Origin of the sequence: Paraburkholderia humisilvae (assembly GCF_902859855.1) — a bacterium.
GTDB lineage: Bacteria > Pseudomonadota > Gammaproteobacteria > Burkholderiales > Burkholderiaceae > Paraburkholderia > Paraburkholderia humisilvae.
This window is the reverse complement of record NZ_CADIKH010000011.1, coordinates 20,257-42,322: the sequence shown is the minus strand read 5'-3', so window position 1 is coordinate 42,322 and position 22,066 is coordinate 20,257. Positions and strand designations below refer to the sequence as shown.

At 59.8% G+C, this 22,066-nt stretch carries 22 protein-coding genes; 19 read left to right on the top strand and 3 right to left on the bottom strand.

The genetic code is table 11. From position 1 onward, the window contains the following. Window positions 1-73: 73 nt before the first annotated feature. Window positions 74-703 (bottom strand): helix-turn-helix domain-containing protein, encoded by a 630-nt coding sequence (locus HV796_RS13430; RefSeq protein ID WP_377695208.1) that lies wholly within the window; start codon window positions 701-703, stop codon window positions 74-76. A gap of 161 nt (window positions 704-864) precedes the next feature. Between HV796_RS13430 and HV796_RS13425 the strand changes: the two genes are divergently transcribed. Beyond that, on the top strand, window positions 865-2,064 hold the full coding sequence (locus tag HV796_RS13425) for a glycine C-acetyltransferase (protein ID WP_175226992.1): 1,200 nt from the start codon (window positions 865-867) through the stop codon (window positions 2,062-2,064). Between the two features lie 39 nt (window positions 2,065-2,103). Beyond that, window positions 2,104-3,132, top strand: a complete 1,029-nt coding sequence (gene tdh, locus HV796_RS13420) for an L-threonine 3-dehydrogenase (RefSeq protein WP_175226991.1) — start codon at window positions 2,104-2,106, stop codon at window positions 3,130-3,132. Between the two features lie 29 nt (window positions 3,133-3,161). On the opposite strand, the gene HV796_RS13415 is transcribed toward tdh, so the two are convergent. Continuing rightward, window positions 3,162-3,824 carry a YceI family protein gene (locus HV796_RS13415; protein WP_175226990.1) on the bottom strand — a complete coding sequence of 221 codons (663 nt, stop codon included), beginning with the start codon at window positions 3,822-3,824 and terminating at the stop codon, window positions 3,162-3,164. 135 nt (window positions 3,825-3,959) lie between these two features. On the opposite strand from HV796_RS13415, the gene HV796_RS13410 reads away from it, so the two are divergent. From HV796_RS13410 to HV796_RS13330, 17 genes are all read left to right on the top strand, one after another. Next, window positions 3,960-4,634: a TetR/AcrR family transcriptional regulator gene (locus HV796_RS13410; protein ID WP_175226989.1), complete on the top strand. Its 675-nt coding sequence runs from the start codon at window positions 3,960-3,962 to the stop codon at window positions 4,632-4,634. 9 nt (window positions 4,635-4,643) lie between these two features. Next, window positions 4,644-5,120 (top strand): nuclear transport factor 2 family protein, encoded by a 477-nt coding sequence (locus HV796_RS13405; RefSeq protein ID WP_175226988.1) that lies wholly within the window; start codon window positions 4,644-4,646, stop codon window positions 5,118-5,120. Window positions 5,121-5,354: 234 nt separating this feature from the next. Then, on the top strand, window positions 5,355-5,876 hold the full coding sequence (locus tag HV796_RS13400) for a hypothetical protein (protein ID WP_175226987.1): 522 nt from the start codon (window positions 5,355-5,357) through the stop codon (window positions 5,874-5,876). Window positions 5,877-5,970: 94 nt separating this feature from the next. Then, a complete protein-coding gene (locus HV796_RS13395) occupies window positions 5,971-6,675 on the top strand; it encodes a nucleotide-binding protein (protein ID WP_175226986.1) in 705 nt (234 codons plus the stop codon). Between the two features lie 3 nt (window positions 6,676-6,678). Then, complete coding sequence (locus HV796_RS13390) at window positions 6,679-7,326, top strand: DUF6753 family protein (RefSeq protein ID WP_175226985.1); 648 nt, start codon at window positions 6,679-6,681, stop codon at window positions 7,324-7,326. 82 nt (window positions 7,327-7,408) lie between these two features. Further along, on the top strand, window positions 7,409-8,257 hold the full coding sequence (locus HV796_RS13385) for a hypothetical protein (RefSeq protein WP_175226984.1): 849 nt from the start codon (window positions 7,409-7,411) through the stop codon (window positions 8,255-8,257). Window positions 8,258-8,508: 251 nt separating this feature from the next. Beyond that, complete coding sequence (locus HV796_RS13380; RefSeq protein WP_175226983.1) at window positions 8,509-9,492, top strand: nitrilase-related carbon-nitrogen hydrolase; 984 nt, start codon at window positions 8,509-8,511, stop codon at window positions 9,490-9,492. A gap of 106 nt (window positions 9,493-9,598) precedes the next feature. Continuing rightward, a complete protein-coding gene (locus HV796_RS13375; protein ID WP_175226982.1) occupies window positions 9,599-10,072 on the top strand; it encodes a TcpQ domain-containing protein in 474 nt (157 codons plus the stop codon). A 2-nt stretch (window positions 10,073-10,074) separates the two neighbouring features. Next, the gene (gene pilN, locus HV796_RS13370; RefSeq protein WP_175226981.1) at window positions 10,075-11,772 is read left to right on the top strand and encodes a PilN family type IVB pilus formation outer membrane protein; all 1,698 of its coding nucleotides are present in this window, start codon (window positions 10,075-10,077) and stop codon (window positions 11,770-11,772) included. Window position 11,773: 1 nt separating this feature from the next. Continuing rightward, a complete protein-coding gene (gene pilO2, locus HV796_RS13365) occupies window positions 11,774-13,147 on the top strand; it encodes a type 4b pilus protein PilO2 (protein ID WP_175226980.1) in 1,374 nt (457 codons plus the stop codon). Window positions 13,148-13,172: 25 nt separating this feature from the next. Then, window positions 13,173-13,679, top strand: a complete 507-nt coding sequence (gene pilP / locus HV796_RS13360; RefSeq protein ID WP_175226979.1) for a type IV pilus biogenesis protein PilP — start codon at window positions 13,173-13,175, stop codon at window positions 13,677-13,679. Between the two features lie 11 nt (window positions 13,680-13,690). Beyond that, window positions 13,691-15,229, top strand: a complete 1,539-nt coding sequence (locus HV796_RS13355) for an ATPase, T2SS/T4P/T4SS family (RefSeq protein WP_175226978.1) — start codon at window positions 13,691-13,693, stop codon at window positions 15,227-15,229. A 6-nt stretch (window positions 15,230-15,235) separates the two neighbouring features. Next, window positions 15,236-16,312, top strand: coding sequence for a type II secretion system F family protein (locus HV796_RS13350; RefSeq protein WP_343052887.1), 1,077 nt, complete (start codon window positions 15,236-15,238; stop codon window positions 16,310-16,312). Between the two features lie 63 nt (window positions 16,313-16,375). Next, window positions 16,376-16,996, top strand: a complete 621-nt coding sequence (locus tag HV796_RS13345) for a type 4 pilus major pilin (RefSeq protein WP_175226976.1) — start codon at window positions 16,376-16,378, stop codon at window positions 16,994-16,996. Window positions 16,997-17,002: 6 nt separating this feature from the next. After that, the gene (locus HV796_RS13340; protein WP_175226975.1) at window positions 17,003-17,968 is read left to right on the top strand and encodes an ATPase, T2SS/T4P/T4SS family; all 966 of its coding nucleotides are present in this window, start codon (window positions 17,003-17,005) and stop codon (window positions 17,966-17,968) included. Next, complete coding sequence (pilV, locus tag HV796_RS13335) at window positions 17,965-19,341, top strand: shufflon system plasmid conjugative transfer pilus tip adhesin PilV (protein WP_175226974.1); 1,377 nt, start codon at window positions 17,965-17,967, stop codon at window positions 19,339-19,341. The genes HV796_RS13340 and pilV overlap by 4 nt, the downstream gene beginning before the upstream one ends. A 199-nt stretch (window positions 19,342-19,540) precedes the next feature. Beyond that, window positions 19,541-21,553, top strand: coding sequence for an acyltransferase family protein (locus HV796_RS13330; RefSeq protein WP_175226973.1), 2,013 nt, complete (start codon window positions 19,541-19,543; stop codon window positions 21,551-21,553). Between the two features lie 71 nt (window positions 21,554-21,624). Here the strand turns inward: HV796_RS13330 and pilM are convergent, their stop codons facing one another. After that, on the bottom strand, window positions 21,625-22,065 hold the full coding sequence (gene pilM / locus HV796_RS13325; RefSeq protein WP_175226972.1) for a type IV pilus biogenesis protein PilM: 441 nt from the start codon (window positions 22,063-22,065) through the stop codon (window positions 21,625-21,627). Between the last annotated feature and the right edge of the window lies 1 nt (window position 22,066).

Sequence of the window (22,066 nt, the reverse complement as noted above, 5' to 3'; positions counted from 1 at the left end):
ACCCACCTAAATTCGGCGAAGTTTCGACATTACTTCGCAAAACGCACCAACATTACTTCGGCGGACGACTGGCCTAGCCGTGAATCACCACGAGCAGCGCCCTCGCTTCGCCCTTACCCGCGTTTCGGATCGCATGCGGCTCGTCCGCGACATAGCGCGCCGTATCCGCCGCCTTCAACCGCTTCGTCGCGCCCGCTGCTTCGATATCGATCGCGCCGTGCAGCACGGTCAGGTGCTCGCGCGTGCCCGGTTCATGTGCGTTCGACACCAGCGCACCGCCTGGCTGAAGCGTAAGCTCATACCACTCGAACTTGCCGGCGAGCTCGATCGGACCCCAGACGCGCAACTGGTATTTCGCATCGTGTCCGCTCAACGTAGGAATGTCGTGCGGGCCCGACACCGCGATCGCCTCAGGCGCTTTCTGCGGCGCAAACAACGAATCGAGACTCACGCCGAGCGCGTTCGTCAGGCGCCATGCAACGGCAATGGTCGGATTCGCCTTGTCACGCTCGATTTCGGACAACATCGACTTCGACACGCCGGCGGCGCGTGACAGGTCATCGAGCGTCATTCTGCGTTCGCCGCGCAGCCGCTGGATCTGCTCGCCAACACGCGGCGGCGCCGCCGGCGCTGACGCGACGGGTGCGGCGGCCGCTGGACTGGGTACGCCGCGCGCGGTACGGCGGGATTCCGAACTTGCCATTTGCTGACCTATCGTTTAGAGTTGTTCGATATATCGAACTTTTGTTCGGAAAATCGAATATTTCCAGTAAAGCTGACAACCGACTATAGCAGGCATAACCGGCCGCCGCGTCGCCGCACTCATGCCCACGCGGGCCGCTCATTCGACCAGGAGCTCGATTCATGCGTGATGCTTTCTTTACCCATCTGCGCGGCACGCTCGATCAGATTCGCGCCGACGGTTTCTACAAGACCGAGCGCGTGATCGCGAGTCCGCAAGCGGCCGGCGTCAAGCTCGCAAGCGGCGCCGATGTGCTGAACTTCTGCGCAAACAACTATCTGGGTCTCGCCGACGACGCGCGCCTGATCGCCGCGGCGAAGGACGGGCTCGATCGCGACGGTTTCGGGATGGCGTCCGTGCGTTTCATTTGCGGCACGCAGACGGTGCACAAGGAACTGGAGCGCGCGCTGTCGGCCTTTCTGCAAACCGACGATTGCATCCTCTACTCGAGCTGCTTCGACGCGAACGGCGGTCTGTTCGAAACACTACTCGATGAATCCGACGCGATCATCAGCGATGAGCTGAACCACGCCAGCATCATCGACGGAGTGCGACTGTCGAAGGCGAAGCGCTACCGATACAAAAACAACGATCTCGGCGATCTCGAAGCGAAACTGCGCGAGGCCGATGCCGCAGGTGCACGCTTCAAGCTGATCGCAACCGACGGCGTGTTCTCAATGGACGGCATCATCGCAAACCTGGCTGGCATCTGCGACCTCGCAGACCGTTACGGCGCGCTCGTGATGGTCGACGATTCGCACGCGGTCGGTTTCATCGGCGAACACGGCCGCGGCACGCCCGAACATGGCGGCGTGCTGTCGCGCGTCGACATCATCACCGGCACGCTTGGCAAGGCGCTCGGCGGCGCGTCGGGCGGCTACGTCGCGGCGCGCCAGGAAGTCATCGATCTGCTGCGTCAGCGTTCGCGTCCGTATCTGTTCTCAAACACGTTGACGCCCAGCATCGCAGCCGCATCGCTCAAGGTGCTCGAATTGCTCGCGAGCGACGAAGGCGCCCGTCTGCGCGAACGGGTGCGCGCGAACGGCGCGCATTTCCGCCGTTCGATGAGCACGCTCGGCTTCACGCTCGTGCCCGGCGAGCATCCGATCATTCCGGTGATGCTCGGCGACGCGCAGCTCGCGTCGCGGATGGCCGATGCGCTGCTGCACGAAGGCGTCTATGTGATCGGCTTTTCGTTTCCGGTCGTGCCGCGCGGCCGCGCGCGGATTCGCACGCAGATGAGCGCTGCCCATACACCCGAACAGATCGATCGCGCGGTGGACGCGTTTGCGCGCGTCGGCCGTTCGCTCGGCGTGATCTGAGTGCAGCTTCGCATTATTCGAACCTTGGCAGGAACACCCATGAAAGCTTTGGCAAAACTCGAACGCGCGCCGGGTCTGACGCTGACTCGCGTCAAAAAGCCTGAAGTCGGCCATAACGACGTGATGATCCGCATCACCCGCACCGCGATTTGCGGCACCGACATTCATATCTGGAAGTGGGACGACTGGGCCCAAAAGACCATACCGGTGCCGATGCACGTCGGCCACGAGTACGTCGGCGAGATCGTCGAAATGGGTCAGGAAGTGAAGGGCTTTGCGATCGGCGACCGCGTGTCGGGAGAAGGACACATCACCTGTGGTTTTTGCCGCAATTGCCGCGCCGGGCGACGTCATTTGTGCCGCAATACGGTTGGCGTCGGCGTGAATCGCGAAGGCGCGTTTGCCGAATATCTCGTGATTCCGGCATTCAATGCATTCAAGATTCCGCCAGAAATTTCCGATGACCTGGCCGCCATCTTCGATCCGTTCGGTAACGCAACGCATACCGCGTTGTCGTTCAACCTGGTCGGTGAAGATGTGCTGATTACCGGCGCCGGTCCGATCGGCATCATGGCGGTCGCGATCGCCAAACATGTCGGCGCGCGCAACGTCGTGATCACCGACGTCAACGATTACCGGCTCGAGCTGGCGCGCAAGATGGGCGCGACGCGCGCGGTCAATGTGTCGCGCGAGACGTTGCGCGATGTGATGGCCGACCTTCACATGACCGAAGGCTTCGACGTAGGCCTCGAAATGTCGGGCGTGCCGAGCGCATTCACCAGCATGCTCGAAGCGATGAATCATGGTGGCAAGATCGCGTTACTCGGCATTCCACCGGCGCAAACGTCGATCGACTGGAATCAGGTGATTTTCAAAGGGCTCGAGATCAAGGGCATTTATGGCCGCGAGATGTTCGAGACCTGGTACAAGATGGTCGCGATGCTGCAAAGCGGGCTCGACCTGTCGCCGATGCTCACGCACCGCTTTGCCGTCGACGATTACGAGCGCGCTTTCGCGACGATGATGTCCGGCGAGAGTGGCAAGGTGATCCTCGACTGGACCGTCTGATCACGCAGCGCCGGTCGGCGCCGTTTGAATCAACCCGCCGCGCCCGCCGGCGGTTTGTCGAATTCGGCCTGAATGCGAACGTGTACATCGTCGCCGACGGCCGGATACCACGTCGTCAGCCCGAACTTCGAGCGGCTGAAACTCCCTTCCGCTGAAAAGCCGAGCGTATCCAGTTTGGTCAGCGGGTCGCGGCCGTAACCGTTGAATTTCACGTCGAGCGTGACAGGCTGCGTCGTGCCGTGAATCGTCAGGTCACCGGTCAGTTTGCCGCTTGCTTCGCCGGTGCGCTCGAAATGCGTGCTGACGAAGCGGATGTCCGGATAGCGCGCGACATCGAGCATCTCATCGCCCTTCACCATCTTGTCGAGCAGCGGCACGTTCGTGTCGACGCTTGCCGCATCGATCGTGATGGCCACCGAACTGTTTTCCATCCCGCCTGCGCGCCAGTCGAGCTGACCCGTTACGCGATCGAAGCGCATCGCGAAGCGCGAGTACTTGAAGTGGTCAACGTCGAAAATCACGCTCCAGTGATTTGCGTCGAGTTTGTACTGGCCCGCGGGCACGCGCGATTCAGTGGTGCTGACGGTATGCGTGACCACTTCCAGCGGCGTACACGCAGTCGACACAAACGTCGCAGCCGCGACGAGAAAGAGTGCGCGCACGGCGGCCGCGCGGACAGCGGCATTCTTCATGGCTTCTCCGTTGGTTCGACCCGCATCATCCACCACGATCGTGCACGCGCAGCGTCGCGCAAGCCGCAAACGCCATCGTGCGTTTCTGGAAAAGCATACTTGACGAGGTAGAATGACCGTTCTACCATGTGCCACATGGCTACCTCGAACGAATCCCCGACGCCCGTTTCTGCTTCGGGCTCCGCACGCGACCGGCTGCTCGAAGCAGCCGAAGCGCTGGTGTACGCCGGCGGCATTCACGCAACCGGCGTCGACGCGATCGTCAAGCAGTCGGGCACCGCGCGCAAGAGCTTCTATACATATTTCGAATCGAAGGACGCACTGGTTGCCGCCGCGCTCGAGCGGCGCGACGAGCGCTGGATGAGATGGTTTATCGAAGGCACGCTGCGCCACGGGAAACGGCCGCATGCGCGTCTGCTCGGCATGTTCGACGTATTGCGCGAATGGTTCGCTTCGGACGAGTTTCACGGCTGCGCGTTTCTTAACGCAGCCGGTGAAATCGCGTCGCCGGACGATCCGATTCGTGTCGTCGCGCGCGAGCACAAGGAACGTCTGCTCGACTTCGTGCGTACGCAGTGCGACGAGTACGTCGCATCGGTGGGAGCCGATGCGCGGCGTGCGGCGCGGTTATCGCGCCAACTGTTGATTCTGATCGACGGCGCGATTGGTGTGGCGCTCATCAGCGGCGATCCCGACGCGGCGCTCGATGCGCGCGCCGCGGCCGAACAGGTACTTGATGCGTATCACTCGCATGCCCGTCCGGCATCCGGCGGGCAGTCATCCACAGCAAGAGACCGTAACCGACCTTAGGAGCTCATCATGGCAGAAATCGAAACCCGCCCGCCCGTTCCGCCATTCACGCGCGAAACCGCGATCCAGAAAGTGCGCGCCGCCGAAGACGGATGGAACACGCGCGACCCTGAGCGCGTGTCGCTGGCGTATACGCAGCAAAGCGTCTGGCGTAACCGTGTGGAATTTGTCACGGGCCGCGAGGCGATTGTTGAACTGCTGCGTCGCAAATGGAAGCGCGAACTGGACTATCGACTGATCAAGGAGGTGTGGGCGTTCGGCGGCAATCGTATTGCGGTGCGCTTTGCGTACGAGTTTCACGACGATTCGAACACGTGGTTCCGGGCGTACGGCAACGAGAACTGGGAGTTCGACGAGCACGGCCTGATGGCCCATCGCCACGCAAGCATCAACGAAATGCCGATCCGCGAAAGCGATCGCCTGTTCCACTGGCCGCTCGGCCGTCGCCCGGACGATCATCCGGGCCTGTCGGACCTCGGTCTCTGAGCATCATTACGTCAAGCATACGGTGAACGTTCTTGCCGGACGTTCACCGCTCTGTCATCGGCCTTCCGCTATTGTCCTGCCTGCCGCGGTCAAGCCGCTTCGCGAAACTGTCGTGCTGAAGCGATATTCCATACGATCGTTACAGATTGTGGGGTAGAGTGCGCGACGGATAAGCAAATCGATAATAGACCGCAGTTTTAACGACACCGGCATCCGACCGCCGGCGGAGAGGACATGCGTTTTCGGCAGATCAAGAACATCAAGAAAAATGTGCAGCGCTTCATGGTGGCGCTGACGGTCGGACTGGCGGCATCGTCCGCGCATGCTGACTGGTGCTCAGGCGGTGTCTGGGTCGACGCGATGTTCGCGTCGTATCACATCAATCCCGATCCCGGCACACACTTCGAGGAATTCAACCCGGGTCTGGGCGTCGAATGCTGGCTCAACAACGAGTGGGCGCTCACCGCAGGCGGCTTTCGCAACTCGCTGCGCCGTCCTTCGTACTATGGCGGCGGCGTATGGGCGCCGGAGTTCGCGCATTGGGGCTTTGTGCGGCTCGCGGTGATCGGCGGCATTATCTCCGGCTACAACTATGGCAACTGGGGCTTGGGACGAAATCATACGGTTGGTCCGGTCGCCGCGCCGATTGTGATGACCGAATACAAGCGCATCGGGATGAACTTTATTATCGTGCCGCCCATTCCCTCGGATAATCTGCCTTTTACGATCGGGTTTCAGCTGAGAGTCAAGTTCTAGCCGGTTATCGCGGAAGCTGCCGCTGGTTAAAGCCTCGTTTCGTTGTTCGATTCGTATGATATTATTATATCATTCGTGAAGAATGCGAGCGGGAATGGACAGGATGGTCTGGCTGGTTGCCGGCAACAAGGGCGGATGCGGCAAGTCCGTCATGGCCAAGGCACTGATTGAATGGCTGCTTAGCCTGTCGGCACGCGTGACCGTCGTGGACGGTGACGCGCGTACGCCGGATGTCAGCGGCGTTTTCAGCGGAGTCTTGCCGACGCGGGAGTTCGATCTGCATGACGCGGACGGCTGGCCACTTTTCTCCGACTTTCTCTGTACGACAGACGTGGGCAATGTGCTGGTGGACGGTCACGTTGTGGCCAATCTGCCGGACGGCATCAACGAGCGTGCCGTTCTCCACTTCGAGCGCTTCATACGGCTTGTCCATGCCTACGGTTTCCAGGTCCGCATTCTTTTTGTGATGAATACGCTACCGGACGGCCTCCACTTTTTCGGCCGGCTCGCTCAAATCTTTCCCGACGTTGTGCCGGTCAAGAATCTGGCCTTTGGCAAGGTTCGTGAATTCGAACATTTCGATGCCGCGTACGGTGCCGCTCACGATGACCGTGTGTTCCTCTTGCCTGCGATGAATGGCCGGATCATGCAGGTCGTTCGGGAATCCAGCCTCTCCTTCCGCGCCTTCGTCGACCAGCAAGGGGATCAGGAAAGCAACTTCATCTATGCGCGCGTGGTGGTGGCTGAATGGCGCGCGAACCTGCTCGAGGCGTTCGACGACGCGCTGTCGATATCGTGACCCATGAAAGCCATTGACCAAGCCCTTCACGCGTTAATCCAGCGCGAACCTGCTCCGGAAGAGGTCGCGAAGTTCTACAAGATCAAGGAGATTTGCGGATTTTCGGAGCATGACTCGGTGTGGGCCTTGCTGCTCGCCTTTGGACACTACGAAATCCTGTACAAAGACATCCCGAACAGCATCACGGAGCAAACCCGGCAGGTTCTCGCGGACCACAAACTCGCGCTCGAAGCCACGGCCGAAGCCGTGGAGCGTGCTGTCAAGGCAAGCCTCATCGAATCGGTTGCGAAGACGTCCCGCGAAATGGCAAACAAGGCGATCGAGACCGGGAAGATTCTGGCCAATCAGGAGCTGCGCCGAAAGTTCATCTTCGCATTGGTGGTTGCATTCACTGTTTCCGTGCCGGTCCTCGGGTTGGTTGCGTGGGGAGCGTACCAGGCCGGTGAGCGTTCCGCGAGGGGCGAGATCGCAGTTGACGCGGCATGGGTTCAGTCACCCGATGGACGGGCTGCAAAAGCCTTCGCGTCCTTCAATAACGTGCGCGCGATGTTGGACTGCGCCGGTTTTGAGACCCGCAAGGACGGCTCGGCCGTCTACTGCATACCGTACGACGACAAGGCGAAGCGAAGTTCCGGCTGGCGCATTCGTTGAAGTCGGAGATTGGACGTATCCGGCGTGCGAACGCCCCGTGCCGGCCGGCAGCCGATTAACTTTATTAAAAGGAGTGTTTTAGATGGCACTGTTACCCGAACATTCCAGCGCTCAACTGGTCATGCTGGCGGGAAATCTTTGCAGCACCGCCGAGTTGGCGCTGTATCTCGAACAGTTCGACTATCGGGAGGACCCGAATGAAGCGGGCCATTGGATGCTGGTTTCCCGGGATCCAGGGCATGCCGACTGCTCGCTTCGCATCGAGAACGAGGGCGAGACGATCACCGTCTATGGCGAGGCCGTGGACCACTTCGCGCGCGTGAACTACCTGGTTCAGAAGGCAGGCTGGGCGGAGTGCAGCCTGTTGTCGCGCGACGACGACGTGGAGGCGAGGCTCGCTGGCCGCCTGGTGAGTGTGGGCATCATGAGTGCGACGACGACATCGATACCCGCCAGCACGCTCAGCGTCAGTGCCATGCCCATGCCTGCGGCGGCGTTGGCTCCGACGGAGGCAGTAGCGGGCAACACGCCGGCATCGGTGCGAGACCCGCACGGTTTTGTCGAAACGACGGTATCTCCCGCAGCCTCGCCGGCTAAGCTTGAGCAGTCGAACGAGAAGCGCGACCCCCTGACCATGCGCAACAACGCACTCGAACAGAAAGTCACTGGGCTGGAAAGCGAAAATGCGCGATTGACAAACCAACTGAACGCGGCGCTGGCAGCGCGGCCGGTCAAGGCCGTCATTGCGCCAGAAGCGGCCGATCCGGCGCCGGGCCACATCGACGCGCTGGCGCTGCTGAGTGCGATCGAGGATCACGTATCGCAAACCCTCGATCTGTCGGCGATTCACGGCACTCAACTCGTCAAGGATCTCCGCAAGCTCGGGTACGTCTTCAAGGTTCGTCTCGTGCCTGCGGCGATGGCTCAGTGATGAGCGTTCTGCCAACGTTGCTTCCAACGTCAGAAAAACGTGATCCCGGAAGGTCTACGGTGAGAGCGACAGCGCTTCGCCGCCACGTGGTGCCAGCCATTTGCGGCGCGCTGGTCGCCATCCTCGCGTGGTCTGGCTGGCTTGCCGGTCTGATCGCTGCGCCGTTACTGGTCCTGGTGTGGCGATTGTCGACATCACGAAAGCAAGCCTTTGTCCCCTGCCTTTTTTATTACCTCGTAGCAGGAAGAGGATTGTTTCATGGAGCAGGCGTCTTCTTCGGCGACGACAGCGCGCTCCCCGCGTGGCTGCTGGGCGCTCTCATGTGGCTCGTTCCGAGCATCATTCTGGCGGTAGTCTGGGCGCTTGCATGGGGCAGATCGCGCCAAGGCGTGCGGGTTTTATGTGCGCTGCTTGTCCTGTCTGTGCCGCCAATCGGCGTGTTCGGATGGGCCAATCCTGTGACGAGCGCTGGAGCCCTTTTCCCTGGTTTGGGCTGGATCGGACTGGCCCTGACGGTCGGGTTGCTCTACGTGCTCGCTCAGCATGCCCGGCCCGCGCTTGCCGCGCTCCCATTCGTCCTGCTCGCCGCGGTCGTCAATCTTTCGTATCGGGCTCCGTCAGTCGACCGATGGATCGCGGTCGATACGCATATTGGTTCGGCTCGTGACGCATTTGGAGAATTCGATCGTCTGCAGGCGTTAAAGGCGGCACTCGCCAATGCGCGTGCACAAAATCCACATGCGGTGACATTCGTGCTGCCTGAACTGGTCGGCGGCGATTGGTCGATGAATCGAATCTGGTGGGATCACGAAGCGGTGGACCTTGCTGCGCACGGCCAGACAGTGCTTGTTGGCGCGTATCTTCCGCAGGATAAAAACCGGCGCTACGTGAATGCGCTCGTCTCGATAGGTGCGGATCGCGATCAGGTTCTGGTCGATCGCGTGCCGGTTCCAATCTCGATGTGGAGACCGCTTTCGAACACGGGTGCGATCGCCTACTGGGCACATGGCGGGGTGGCGCGTGTCGGCGGAAAGCGAGCCGCAGCGCTGATCTGCTACGAGGAGCTTTTGATATGGCCGGCGTTGCTAAGCGCAGCGCAATCTCCCGATATTTTCGTCGGCTCGGCCAATGATTGGTGGGCTCGCGGCACAAGCATTCCCGCGATTCAACGGGAAGCGACCGCAACGTGGGCTCGCCTGTTCGGAAAGCCGTTCGTGTGGGCGCATAACGTATGAAGATTATGATATAAATATATACAAGAGGTATCATAGTGGTTTCGAACTGCTTCGCACGAGGACGCGTGGCACGTCTCGCGTGCCCTGCTAACCGAAGGATGCAACGATGAAACGTCTAGTAATTCCAGTGCTCCTGCTGCCGTCTATCGCGATGGCAGGAGTGGTCATGGTCGATGGGCCATCGCCGGGTGCGCCCGCAGCGTCGGCTCCGGCTGCGACGGCGATGGCAAGCGCCGACCCGTCGCAAGGCCAGGTCGTCGTCGGCGAGCCGATCGATCCGGCGGCGCAAATCGTTCCGGCACCGGAACCGCCGAAGACCTGGACCGCTGCGGCCGGCTCGACGTTACGTGAATCGATCCAGAAGTGGGCTGACGAAGCGCAATGGCATGTCGTGTGGAATGCGCCTGACGGCCCGGACAAGCAGGTGAACTATCCGATCGTGCTTGCGCTGCGTTTTCAGGGGCCGGTCGAACAGGTCGTTGCCGACTGCATTTCCCTGTACGAGAAGGCGCGCAAGCCTCTCGCGGTGCTTATTCAACCCGACCAGCGGGCGTTCATCGTGCAACTGAAGAACAACTGATCATGAGAAAGACGCTCAATGCGACGGCAGCGCTTCTGGCACTCCTGCTATCCGGGTGCGACACCTTCCGGCATGCCTCGCATATCGAAACGTCCGCCCAGAATGACAAAACGACGATTGCGGGGCACCTGAACGCGGTCTCCCAGCAACAGTCCCACGCCAACGATACCGTGCAGTATCTGTCGAAACAGTGGGTCAGTCTGAACCCGATCTTTGAATCGGCCGCAGCCAAACTGCCGCGTCTCGACTGCGGAACGATGAATATCGTCACGAACGAGCCGGTATCGGTGCTTGAGTTCGGCCAGGTCGTCACCAGGAAATGCGGCATTCCCGTTCACGTCACCGACGACGCGATGGCGACGATATACAACCCGGATATGACGGCCGGCCGGGTCCAACCGTCGCCCACTCCATCCCCGGCGGGACCTGTCATGGTGCCGCCGCTCCCGAGCTTCGGTCAGTCGGCAAACGTCAAGATCGCCGATGATCACAAGATCGATATCAATTGCCGCGGGTGCGATCTGACCGAGCTGATGGATATGGTCGTTTCGCGTCTCGGCGTGTCCTGGCGGCCCGACGAAGACAATCACTCGATCAGGATCTACAGCATCGATACGCAGACGTTTCCCGTTCACCTGATTGCGAGCGGCACGGACGGTAGCGACACCGATATGCGATCGGAGTTTCAGAGCGGGACCACGCAGACAAACGGGGTGTCGTCGACGCAGACGGGCGGCTCCAGCGCATCGTCGAGCAACGGTTCCGGCTCGAGCTCGACCATGCAATCGACCGTGGTTGCGCTTAAGACATCGCTCTGGAAAGAAATTCAGGGCAACCTCGAAACAATTGCGGGCAAAGGGAATGTAAGCGTCGCACCGTCGATGGGCAGTGTGACGGTGACCGCATCGCACGCGAAGCTGGATGCGGCGAGGCGTTACATCGACGCGAAGAACAAGCTTTTCGACAAGTTCGTCACGTTTAATGTGCAACTGATTTCCGTGACGATTACGAACACGGATTCGGCCGGAGTGAGTTGGGATGCGTTATACAAAACGTTGACTGGAAAATATGGAATAAACGTTTCCAATGTGTTCGCGGCGCCGACCAATGCGGTCAATGCGACGTTCTCCATTCTGAGCACGTCCGGCTCGCCGTGGGGCGGAACGCAAGCGATCGTCAGCGCGTTGAACGAGCAGGGTTCGGCGCGGCTTTTGCGAAGCACCCAACTGCCGACGATGAATCTGAACGCCGTCGCGACACAAACCGGTGAACAGGACGGCTACCTTCAAAGCGCGACCGAAACGCAAACAGCGCAGGTGGGGACGAGTACCTCGCTGCAGCCGGGGACGATCAACACCGGTTTCAACATATCGATGTTTCCGTATATCCGCGAGGACAACAAGATCCAGTTGCGGATGAACATCAACCTGTCGAGCCTAAAGGGGCAGCCGCGAGTCGTCACGAGCGGCGATTCGAAGATCGAGCTGCCGGATATCTCGATGCCGCTCAACACGTCGAATACGATCCGCGTCAAACCGGGCGATACGGTCATGCTAGCGGGCCAGGACTACGACGACGAGAACTCGACGCGTGATGGCGCCGGCACCGCCAGTTTTTTCGCTTTGGGCGGCGGCGTGAACGTAACAAAGAGCCACACGATGCTGGTCGTTCTGATCACCCCAGTTCTCGCGGACGATTGACATGGCTTCGGTACTGAAAGCGAGAAGGCGCAAGCCGTCCGTGTCCGCGCCCGTCCGGTTCAGCGTCCAGGTGGTTGAAATCAACAACCGGACGTTCGTGTCGGATCTGTTCTGGCAACCGCTTAGCAATGCCCGCAATTACATGGCGGAAGCACGCACGCTCGGCAAAAAGCACGAGTGGGACATTGTCGCGGTACGTCGTGGAACGCGTGTCCAGGCAGGTTTCGCGCCAAGGAAATCGGCCGCGTTGAAGGGGATGTACAGCCTTGCCGCGTCGCTCGCTGCGCAGCTCGGTGATTCGTGGCTCGGCGCTTTCACGTTGAACGACGGGCGATATGTGGTGACGGCGGTGTACGAGCGCATGATCTGCATCGGATTCGACACGATCTGCAACGCGGAAGAAGCGAAGCGGCTCCTCGCCAACGCCGTGACACTGCATCAGTTCGACGACGACGCGATCTATGCGCCGCCCGAACTGGAGTTTTCGTCACACTCGCGCGATATCTATCAACTCCTCACCGCAAAGACGGTCCGCAAGGAACACCGTCTGAAGCAACTGACGTTCGGGCTGACCAAACGTGAGCTCGCGATAGCGGTGTCGTCGGTTCTGGTGCTCGTTGCCGGGGTGGCCGGCTATGCATGGTATTCGAACAGGCAGGCGGAGGAAGCGGCCCGTATTGCGGCTCAGCAGCGCCTCGCTCAGCAGCGCAGGCTCGACGAGTTGAACGCGAAAGCGAGACAGAAGCTCGGGGTCAAGGCGCTCGTTCACCCGTGGGCATCGTCGGCCGGTGCATACGACTACGTGACGAGCTGCGTTGCGACGGAAGACCGATTCCAGCTCAGTATCGCCGGCTGGCCGCTCGCGGAAATCCTGTGTGATGGACACACGGCGACTGCCACGTATTCCAGAGCGGAAGGACTGACGGTCGACGGGTTCATCACCGAAGCAAGAGATCTGTATGGCGAAGAGCCTCACATCAGCGGCGAGGATCAAAACAGCGGAACGGTGAAAGTGAAGCTTGAACCGCCTGTGGCCGGCGACGAAAAGCTGAAGCTGCCGGATGACCTTATGCCGCACTTTCATTCGTACTTCGAAGGGGCGGTGATACCTGTCACCGTTTCGGAAGTGCCTGTGAAGCTAGCAAAGCCGGCAGACGTGCCGGGTCAACCGCCGTCGCCAGCCCCAGTCGCGACGTGGCGTCAGTACAGCTTCAACTACTCGGATGGTTTGCCCCCTACCTATCACTTCGCCAGATTGAAGGGCGCTCTATCCGGGCTTGAGGGCGTTCGAATCGAGAAGATCACTGAAACGGTGGACGCTCAGGCCGGGTCCGCTACATGGAAAGTCGAGGGGTTCATCTATGCGCAAAAGTAACGTTTTTTCCTGGACACTCATCGCCGTGCTGTTCGGTTTGTCGTTCGGCGCGGCCGCGCAGGAGGAGCGCGTCAAGACGGCCGGGGACCTGCGTGTGGTCATTGCGGACACCGTGATCCTCAAGGCGGAGGCGGCGCGGGAGCAGGCCCGGCAGGATCTGAAACAGAAGTCAGCTAGCACGATCAACGGTGCGTTGGGCGCGAGCGCGGAAAGCAACGGTTTGCCGCGCGTGTCCGGTATCTTCGAGGCGCGCGGCGTTGCCACCGCCACCTTTGTCTACCCGAACGGGCAGCTGGACCAAGGCGTGGGAGACGTCTTGCCCGGGGGCTACAGGATCATTGCCATTTCCCCCGCTCTATCGTCGGTAGATGTTCAGAAGAAGGGCGAGAAAAGCATCACGATTCCCGTTTCGAAAGACTCCGGGCTCGCGGCGCTCAGCGCGGCAGGCGCACAGGAAGGGACCATGGCACAGGGTGTCCCGATGATGCGGCCGCCCGTGATTCCGTCGATGAATCAGGTCATGGCACGCTAGGAGGATCCATCATGGACTTGAGCGAAGTTGTTGCACTCGAATCGTCTGACGCACGAGTGATTTCGGTTAAGGGTTCGCCTTACGAAGTGCCGGAAGCAGCGCGGCACGCTGCCGCGCTCCTGTCCGACTGGACACTGGTCGTCGTGGAGTCGTACAAAAGCGACCATGGCGTGCGGGCGTACGAGCTGCTTCTCAACAGGCTCGGTGTGAAGTGCGAGCGCCGTTTCGTGAACCTCGAACAATTCGCGAAGCTGCGGGAGGGCGCGGCAGCGAAGAGCAGTGAGAAGGCCGACAGCAAAATGCAGATCCGCGCGATCGGCCTGATCAAGCAGTGCGTGAAGGAGGGGGCGAGCGATATGCATATCCTGAACTACGCCAATCGCACCGTGCTGAAGATGCGCATTCACGGTCTGCTGTTCGAGAAGATGGAGTTGAGCCCGGAGGAAGGGCAATCGCTGTGCCGGTGTATGTATGAGTCGATGACCGACGTTGCCGAGCCGAACTACAACGATCGTGAAACACAAGACGGCCGCCTCTCCCGAGAGTTCCTGAAGTCTGCCGGACTGAACGGCGCGCGTATCGCGACGCGGCCGATGGAGTACGGCAACCTGCTTGTCCTCCGGCTGCTCTACGGCAATATGAAGAAGCAGAAAACGCTCGCGAACCTCGGCTACAACGTCCGGCAAGTCAGCGCGATCCAGCAGATGCTTCGCCGTCGTGGCGTGAATATCTTTTCGGGTGTCACGGGTTCCGGAAAGTCGACGTCGCTGCAAGTGGTTCTGTCGATGCTGCTCGAACTGCATCACCGTCTTATCAATCTGCTGACGGTGGAGCAGCCACTGGAATATGTGATCGAAGGCGCGGTGCAGACGCCGCTCGTCGTGGCGAACATGGACGACCTGAATGCCATTTCCGAAGCGTGGGCGAAGTCGATCAGTAACCTGATGCGGCTCGACCCGGATTACATCATGGTCGGCGAGCTGCGTGACCTCGCTTCGGCGATCGCGGCAATTCATGCCGCGCTGACGGGGCATGGCCTGTGGACGACAACGCACGCACGCGACGGCTTTGCGTCGCTCGATCGTCTCGCTGACCTGGGCGTGCCGGATCGACGGCTGGGCGACGCGGCGCTTTTCACCGGGTTGATCAACCAGTCGTTGGCGCCCGTGTTGTGTCCAGCGTGCAAGCGGCCGTTCAAACAGCACATGAAGGAACTGGCGCCCGACCTGCGGGAGCGGGTCGAGCGGTACTGCCTGCCCGCCGCGGTGTTTCTGCGTGGCGACCAGCAGGATTGCGAGGTGTGCGGAGGGATCGGTGTTGTCGATCGTACGGTGGTCGCCGAAGTGGTCCTGACGAACCAGAGGCTCCTGAATGTCTATCGTGCGGCGGATGGTGGATCGAGCGCGGCTCGCACGTACTGGGTCAATGAGATGGGCGGGATCACGAAGTGCCAGCATCTGATCCAGAAGATCAATGAGGGCATTGTCGACCCGTACTTCGGCGAGGAAGCCGTGTGCGGTCTCGATGAAGACTCGCTTACGATCGGGTGATGGGCAATGATTGGGGCATTGACTGAGCGTCTGAACGCTGCGTGGTACAGGCTTTGGTTTTCGGCCAAGGCGAGGCGCAATTTCTATCGATCGATGGCGCTTCTGTTGCGGAACAAGGTTTCGCTGAAGAAGGCGTTGCAGGCTCAATATGAAGTCTATAGCGACGAGGGCAAAAAACCCGATCGCATCGAGGCACTGGTGACAAGCGATTGCCTCGTGGCTGTCGAGGAAGGAACCCGACTGTCGGATGTCCTGCAAGCCTGGACGCCGTTCGATGAGCATTCGACCATCGCTTCGGGGGATACGAGCGGGAAGATAGCGGATGCTCTGGCACGCGCCGCCGAGATCATCAAGCGGAAGACGCAGATGCGAAAGGCCGTCGTTAACGCGACGACCTATCCGGCGATCATCATGCTCGCGCTCGGCATTACGTTCTACCAGATATCGGTCACGGTGATGCCCAAGCTGCTCCGCGTGACACAGAAAAAGTATTGGGATTCGAGCACGTATGCGATGCAGTACATGTCGGATTTCGTCGCGGCACACGGGGAAGCCCTGTTGATCGGTTGCATCGGGCTCGTGGTCTTTGCCATTGTCAGCATGCCGCGCCTGACCGGGCGGTTGCGCTTTTTTATCGACAAGATTCCACCGTGGAACGTGTATCGGATCGTGCAGGGCGCGATCTTTCTCTACAACGTTTGTGTGTTGCTCGAGGCGGGCGTTTCGAAGGTCGAGATTCTGGAGGAGATGTCGGAGCGTGCGTCCCCGTATATGAAGGAGCGGATCGAAGGCGTGCTTGCAGGTGTCAAGAACGGTCTGGACCTGGGGGGCGCGCTGAAAGAGTGTGGCTACGACTTCCCGAGCCGTGATTCGATTGCCTATGTAAAGCTGATCGGCAGCATGGACGGGGGAGAGTCGCAGTTGAGGCAGTTCGCCGACGAGTGGATGGACGAAACAATCGAGCGGCTTGAGCAGTTCGCTGCGGGATTCAAACAGGTGGCGATTGGTCTGGGCGGCGTGCTGATTCTCCTTATTCTCGCCGGCGCGAATGGAATTACCAACAGCATTACCAGCGGCTTGTAATTGGGTTCGGTTCTTGTGTCTCGGAATAGTATATTTATATTGATATCGGGGGTTAACAAAGCCATGCAGCAGGTCAATACGAACGATATGAAGGGCGGTGCGGTGGGTGCCGTGAAGTCGGGGTCTACGGCGGGCGCGGTCGCCGATGCGAAGAGAAGACTGCCTATTCGCGGGCGGCGCACACCGCGCGGGGTGATCTCGATCGAAGCGATTGTTGTGATCGCAATCATCCTGGTTCTTCTCGTATGGGGCGGGTCGCGAATCGGCCAGTTGTATCTGGGCACCGACAATACCACCGAGGGCGGCAACATCCAGTCGCTCTATGGTGCGATCAGGGAGATCAAGACGTCGGCCGGCTATGGCTCGTCCGGCACGGATTTGTCGCCCACGCTGATTGCGATGGGGAAGGTGCCGGGAAATATGGCGATAAGCGGCGCCCAGATCATGAACAACTGGGGGCAACCGTACGACATCAAGAGCACGGGTCAGGGCTTCACGCTGAGCGATCCGGGTGTGCCGGAAAAAAACTGCATCAAGATTGTGTCGTCGGTGTCGCAAAACGGGCAGTTCGACTCGGTGTCCGTGAACAGCGGATCGGCGAATACCGGCCCGCTTGCGACGGCTACGGCCCAGACCGCATGCTCGAGCGATCCGAGCTCGATTCTCTGGACGAGCACGAAATAACGGCACATGGCGGACGGCGTGAAGAAGATCAATTCGATTGAATTTGTCGATTTGTATCTCGGCGAGAGTTTCAGCGAAATCTCCGGTCTCGATGGGGTGCAAGGCCTGGTTCCTGTGCCGGAGGAGTTGATGGCCGACGTCGCGTCGCTCCGCGCCACGTGCGTCCATTTCTCGAAGGCAAATCGGGCGCGTGAGTTTTCGATTCCAGTCGGGGACGTGCTGTACCGCGTGACGATGTATGTGGGCGTCCACGAGACGGTGTTCGCGCTGCGCCAACCGCACGCCGACGTGCGCTCGCCCAGTGCGTTGGGCCTGAGCGATCCGGTGTTGGATGTTTTGCTGGAGAAGGGCTTGCGGGGCCTCGTGGTGGTCGGTGGCGAGATGAAGATGGGCAAGACGTCGACCGCCGGTTCGCTGTTTCTCGAGCGAGTCAAGCGCTATGGCGGGCTTGGCTTCGGCGTGGAGGATCCGCCTGAGTTGAACCTCGAAGGGCGCCACGGGAATGGCCGAATCGTTCAGGTTTGGGCGAACGCGACAAACGGTGGATACCAGGAGCAACTCCGCATTGGCCTCAGAAGCGGCGCGGAGATCATCTTTCTAGGTGAGATCCGGGACCCGGATACCGCGGCCGAGGCGGCGCGTGCTGGCCTTAATGGACACTTGATCTTCGCGACTCAGCATTGCGAGGACATCGAGGGAGGTATCGAACGACTGCATTCGCTGGCGGTTCAGCGGATGGACGAAGCGGGAAGTGTGATTGCGAAGGGGCTGGCTGCCTTTGTGTGGCAAACGCTCGACAGTATTCAACCGAGGCCGGGGCAGTTCGGCAAGCGGCTGCGGTCGAAGATGCTGGTGGTGAAGGACAACGACTCGGTGAAGACGAAAATTCGCGAGGGGAACTTCGCGGGGCTCCGACTGGACATCGAGCACCAGGCGAGCGCTTCGGCGTGGGTTTCGAGGAAGAGCAAATGAACAGGGCGCAGGGTGGAGTGCCGGGCATCGCGCGGCAACGACGGGTGATTCGTCAGGCACGGCGAGGCGCGGCAAACGATGCGGTTCGGCAGAGCGGGGTGATATCGCTGGAGGCTGTGGTCGTGATGGGCGTGCTGTTGTTCGCGATGGCCATCGTCGGTACGTGGATCAAGGCGAACGCTGATGAGAAAGACAATCAGAACGCCGCCGACAACCTGAACACGGTGTTTCAGCAGGCGTTGACGTGGTTTAACCAGAACTACACGACTGTGCAGGCTGCGGCAAATCCATCGGTCACGTACCCATGGGCCACCTTTATGAACGGCACGACCACGGTAAGCCAGACTAACGTGTATGGGCAGCAATATTCGCTGCGCGTTTTCAAGGAGCCGACGTCCGGACAACTTGACGTGATGGTGGTGACGACGGGTGGAAGCGTCATCAAGGAGGGAGACCTGCGTAGCATTGCCCGGATTCTCGGGGGCGCGGGCGGTTACGTGTCGAGCCTCACGCCGGCTAACGCCACCGGCGCGATGGGCGGCTGGAATGCGGTCATGACGAATTTCGGTGGTTCGCCGGGCGGAGGGCATCTTGCCGCCGCGGGCTTTTTCCAGAGTGCATCGGCCGTTTCGAATTATCTGTCGCGGGTGGTTGTGCCGGGGAATCCTCAAGCGAATCAGATGGAAACGGCCATCGACATGAACGCGAACAACCTGAACAACGCCAGCACAGTCAGCGCGCAGAAGATAGTGACGCCCACGGGGAACAGCGTTCAGGTGGGGAATTCTTTTTACGCCGCGGACACTGCCAATTCATTCATTCGGCAGAACGGTTCGTTATCTGTTCAAAATCTGGCCGGTGCGCCGGCGGACGTCAATGCCAGAGAGGTTATTGCAGCGGGAAATCTGTGGGCTTCCAACGGGACGGTGACTGCTGCCTTTATGCATTCGACGGGAAGTTTGCAAGTCGACGGTGGGGCGCAGGTTAATGGTTCCATGACCGTCAACGGCACGCTTACTGCAGGAAGCACGCTTACTGCGAACCAATTCGTGCAGGTTAACGGCTTTGCGGTACAGGGTAGTAGACCTTGTAATAATGGGTCGATCGGCAACTCGGGTAGCGGCCCGCTGTTTTGTCAATCCGGTGTCTGGACAGCATTGGGGTCCATGCAGCCGCGCGTAAGTGGGATCGCGACGGGCGATGCGGTGGTGGGACCCTACAACTGGTGCTTTATGCAGGGCATCGAGAACAATCAGTCGGACGGGTTTGGCCTGTGGGGCGTTTTTCTGCAAACCGATGGCGGGCCGGACAATCGGACATTCGCTGTTCATAACTCCAAGGCCGGCGCACAGGTGTGGTACGCCTGCTTTTGAGTCTGGTTGCCGGGACCTACCGGAAGTAACCGCATGTAGCTGACGGGGTGCCATTCGCGATCTGTGCCCCCCGCACGCTGCCTGTAAGAAGGGCCCGGCATTCAATATGCATGTTCCTGACTGTGTGGCGAGCGTTAACGTCGGGAAGCTTCAATTTGCTCCTGCTATTATTTGCGCCGCAAATAAAGCGAGTGCCCGCGTGAATCGACCACAACTCCCACACCAGTCTGCCTACTACCGCCCCGACATCGACGGGCTTCGTGCCATCGCTATTCTCTCGGTCATGCTAGCTCATGCCGGGTTTTCGGCCTTTGCGGGCGGCTTCATCGGTGTCGACGTCTTTTTCACGATTTCAGGCTTCGTGGTGACGGCATCGATCCTGAAGGATCTGGAGAGCGGTAGCTTCTCGTTCAGGGGTTTCTATGCGCGTCGTGCGAAGCGTCTTGCGCCAGCACTCTATGTCGTGCTCACTGCGACGTTTGTTTTCAGCATCCTGTTTCTATTCCCGGACGATAGCTTCCACATCGCAAAGAATATCCTTGCTATCGCGACAATGACGTCAAACGTCTTTCTGTCGAAGCAAACCGGATACTTCGACGCGGCGGCGGCAGACCAACCTTTGCTCCACACGTGGTCGCTATCAGTGGAAGAGCAGTTCTATATCGCGCTGCCCTTTCTGCTGTATTGGCTGCATCGGAGAGCCCGCGCGTGGCTGATACCCGTACTGTGCTGCCTGACCATAGCCTCGTTCGTCTGCGCTGTAGTCGCGGCCCATCATGCTTCGCGGGGAGCGTACTACTACGCTCAATACCGGGGCTTTGAGTTCCTGATTGGCGTGCTTCTGGCAATCTATGAATTCAGGCGGCAGCCGCGACGTCATCCAATTTTCGATGCGCTGTTCCTCACTGGCGTAGTCGCCATAGCGGCAGGGGTGCTTGGCCTCAGCACGATGGCGCAGTTTCCCGGGGTTGGGGCAGTCCTTCCTGTTGGAGGAGCGCTTGTCATGATCTACGCTGGTCGGCGCTCGACTTGGGCGCACCAGCTAGTCGCCAATCGTCCAATGGTTTTCGTCGGTCTCATATCGTACCCGCTGTATCTGTGGCACTGGCCGCTCTTTTTTGCACTTCGCCATCTGGAGCTCGCGTCAATGACCGGTTATGGGTGCGCGATCGCGGCTGCATTCGTACTTTCTGTCCTAACGTACTTTTATGTCGAAAAGAAGGCTAGGCGTGCGTCGATGCCCGTGCGCCGTGCGTTGCTGGTTTTCCTGTTTGCGCCCCTGATCGCCTCCGGCGCACTCGCCGGAACAGGCAAGGTCTCAAACGGCTTTCTGTTCGCTTATCCGCCAAAAATCCGCAACGACTTCCGGTGGTCTGGTGACGCCCTTTTTGATATGCCGCGAGGGAAGCAGTGCTGGTCCAAGGTTGCAGTCACCGATGAGCAAACATGCACGTTGGGTGAGGCCGGCGCTGAACGAAAGGCAATCCTTTGGGGCGATTCACATGCATATCACCTCATCTATTTCTTTGACGAGTTGGGCAAGAACGAGCACATGGCAGTTCACGACGTCGGCTTTACTCTGTGCCCGCCCATTGAGAACGAACCACCGAAGCCTGGCTACATGCCGTACCTGAAGGATCATCTTGATTGCGTGGCGCACGACAAGGCGGTAATGGCGTATGTCATGGAGCGGCCCGACATTCAGACGGTTTTCATGGCCGGGGCATATCAGAACTACCTGAATCTTTCGACAGACGCGCACCCTCAATTGAGTGGCCACGGCTTTTTGCCGATGCAACTCGAAACTGAACTCGGGAACACGATCGCAAAACTGACTGCCGCCGGAAAGCACGTTGTTCTCATGGACGATGTGCCGATGATACCGACGAGCCTTATTAATTGCGACTTTAACAATAACCTCTACTTTCCGGTTCGTCGCCAGACCTGCCAATTCGACGCAGCTATTGCGCGCGAACAGCACGCTCCAATAAAGGCGATGCTCGAAAGACTCAAGGCGCGATACCCGCAGATCGACATCATGCATACGTACGATGTCCCGTGCACAGAGACCACGTGCACGCTAGACTTTGACGGGCGTCCGATATATCGCTTCGATGACTATCACCATCTGAGCGCGGCCGGCAGCTCGCTGCTTTTTCCCAAGTACATGTCCCGGCATCCAAACGAACTGAGTACAATCCTCGCCCGGTAGGCGCGATCCTCGCGGCTTCGCCACTACGCGGAGGTGCTTGAGAAATACGACGCCCTTACAAACAGTCACCCCTACGGCGTAATCACAACGCTGCCTTGCGGAACCTGAGCGGGGAGCGTGACCTGCGTGCTGGTCGGGCCGATCGCCGGACCGACCAGCCGGCCATTGACGTTCGTTCCCACCGTGGCGAGGTAAGCGCTGCGAGTGGCGATCGCCGCCACGAGGCCTTGCGGCGGCGCCGTGTTGTAGACGTAGGCGGTGCCGCTACTGACGTAGTTGCCGACGGTTGTCGGGCGGACGTACCACGTGGGCAACACGCTGTCGGGCACCTGACCTATGTAGCCCCGGTTGGTGGTTGCGTATTGCTGCACGTAAGATCGATAAACGCGCATGCTATCGCCCATTGCGTTGGCCTCTTGAGACACGCGCGCGTTCTGAAGGCGAATCCAGACCGATCCCTCGTAGTCAGCAGCAAAGGCGAAAAAGACCAGTAGCGCGATCAGGAGCGGCATG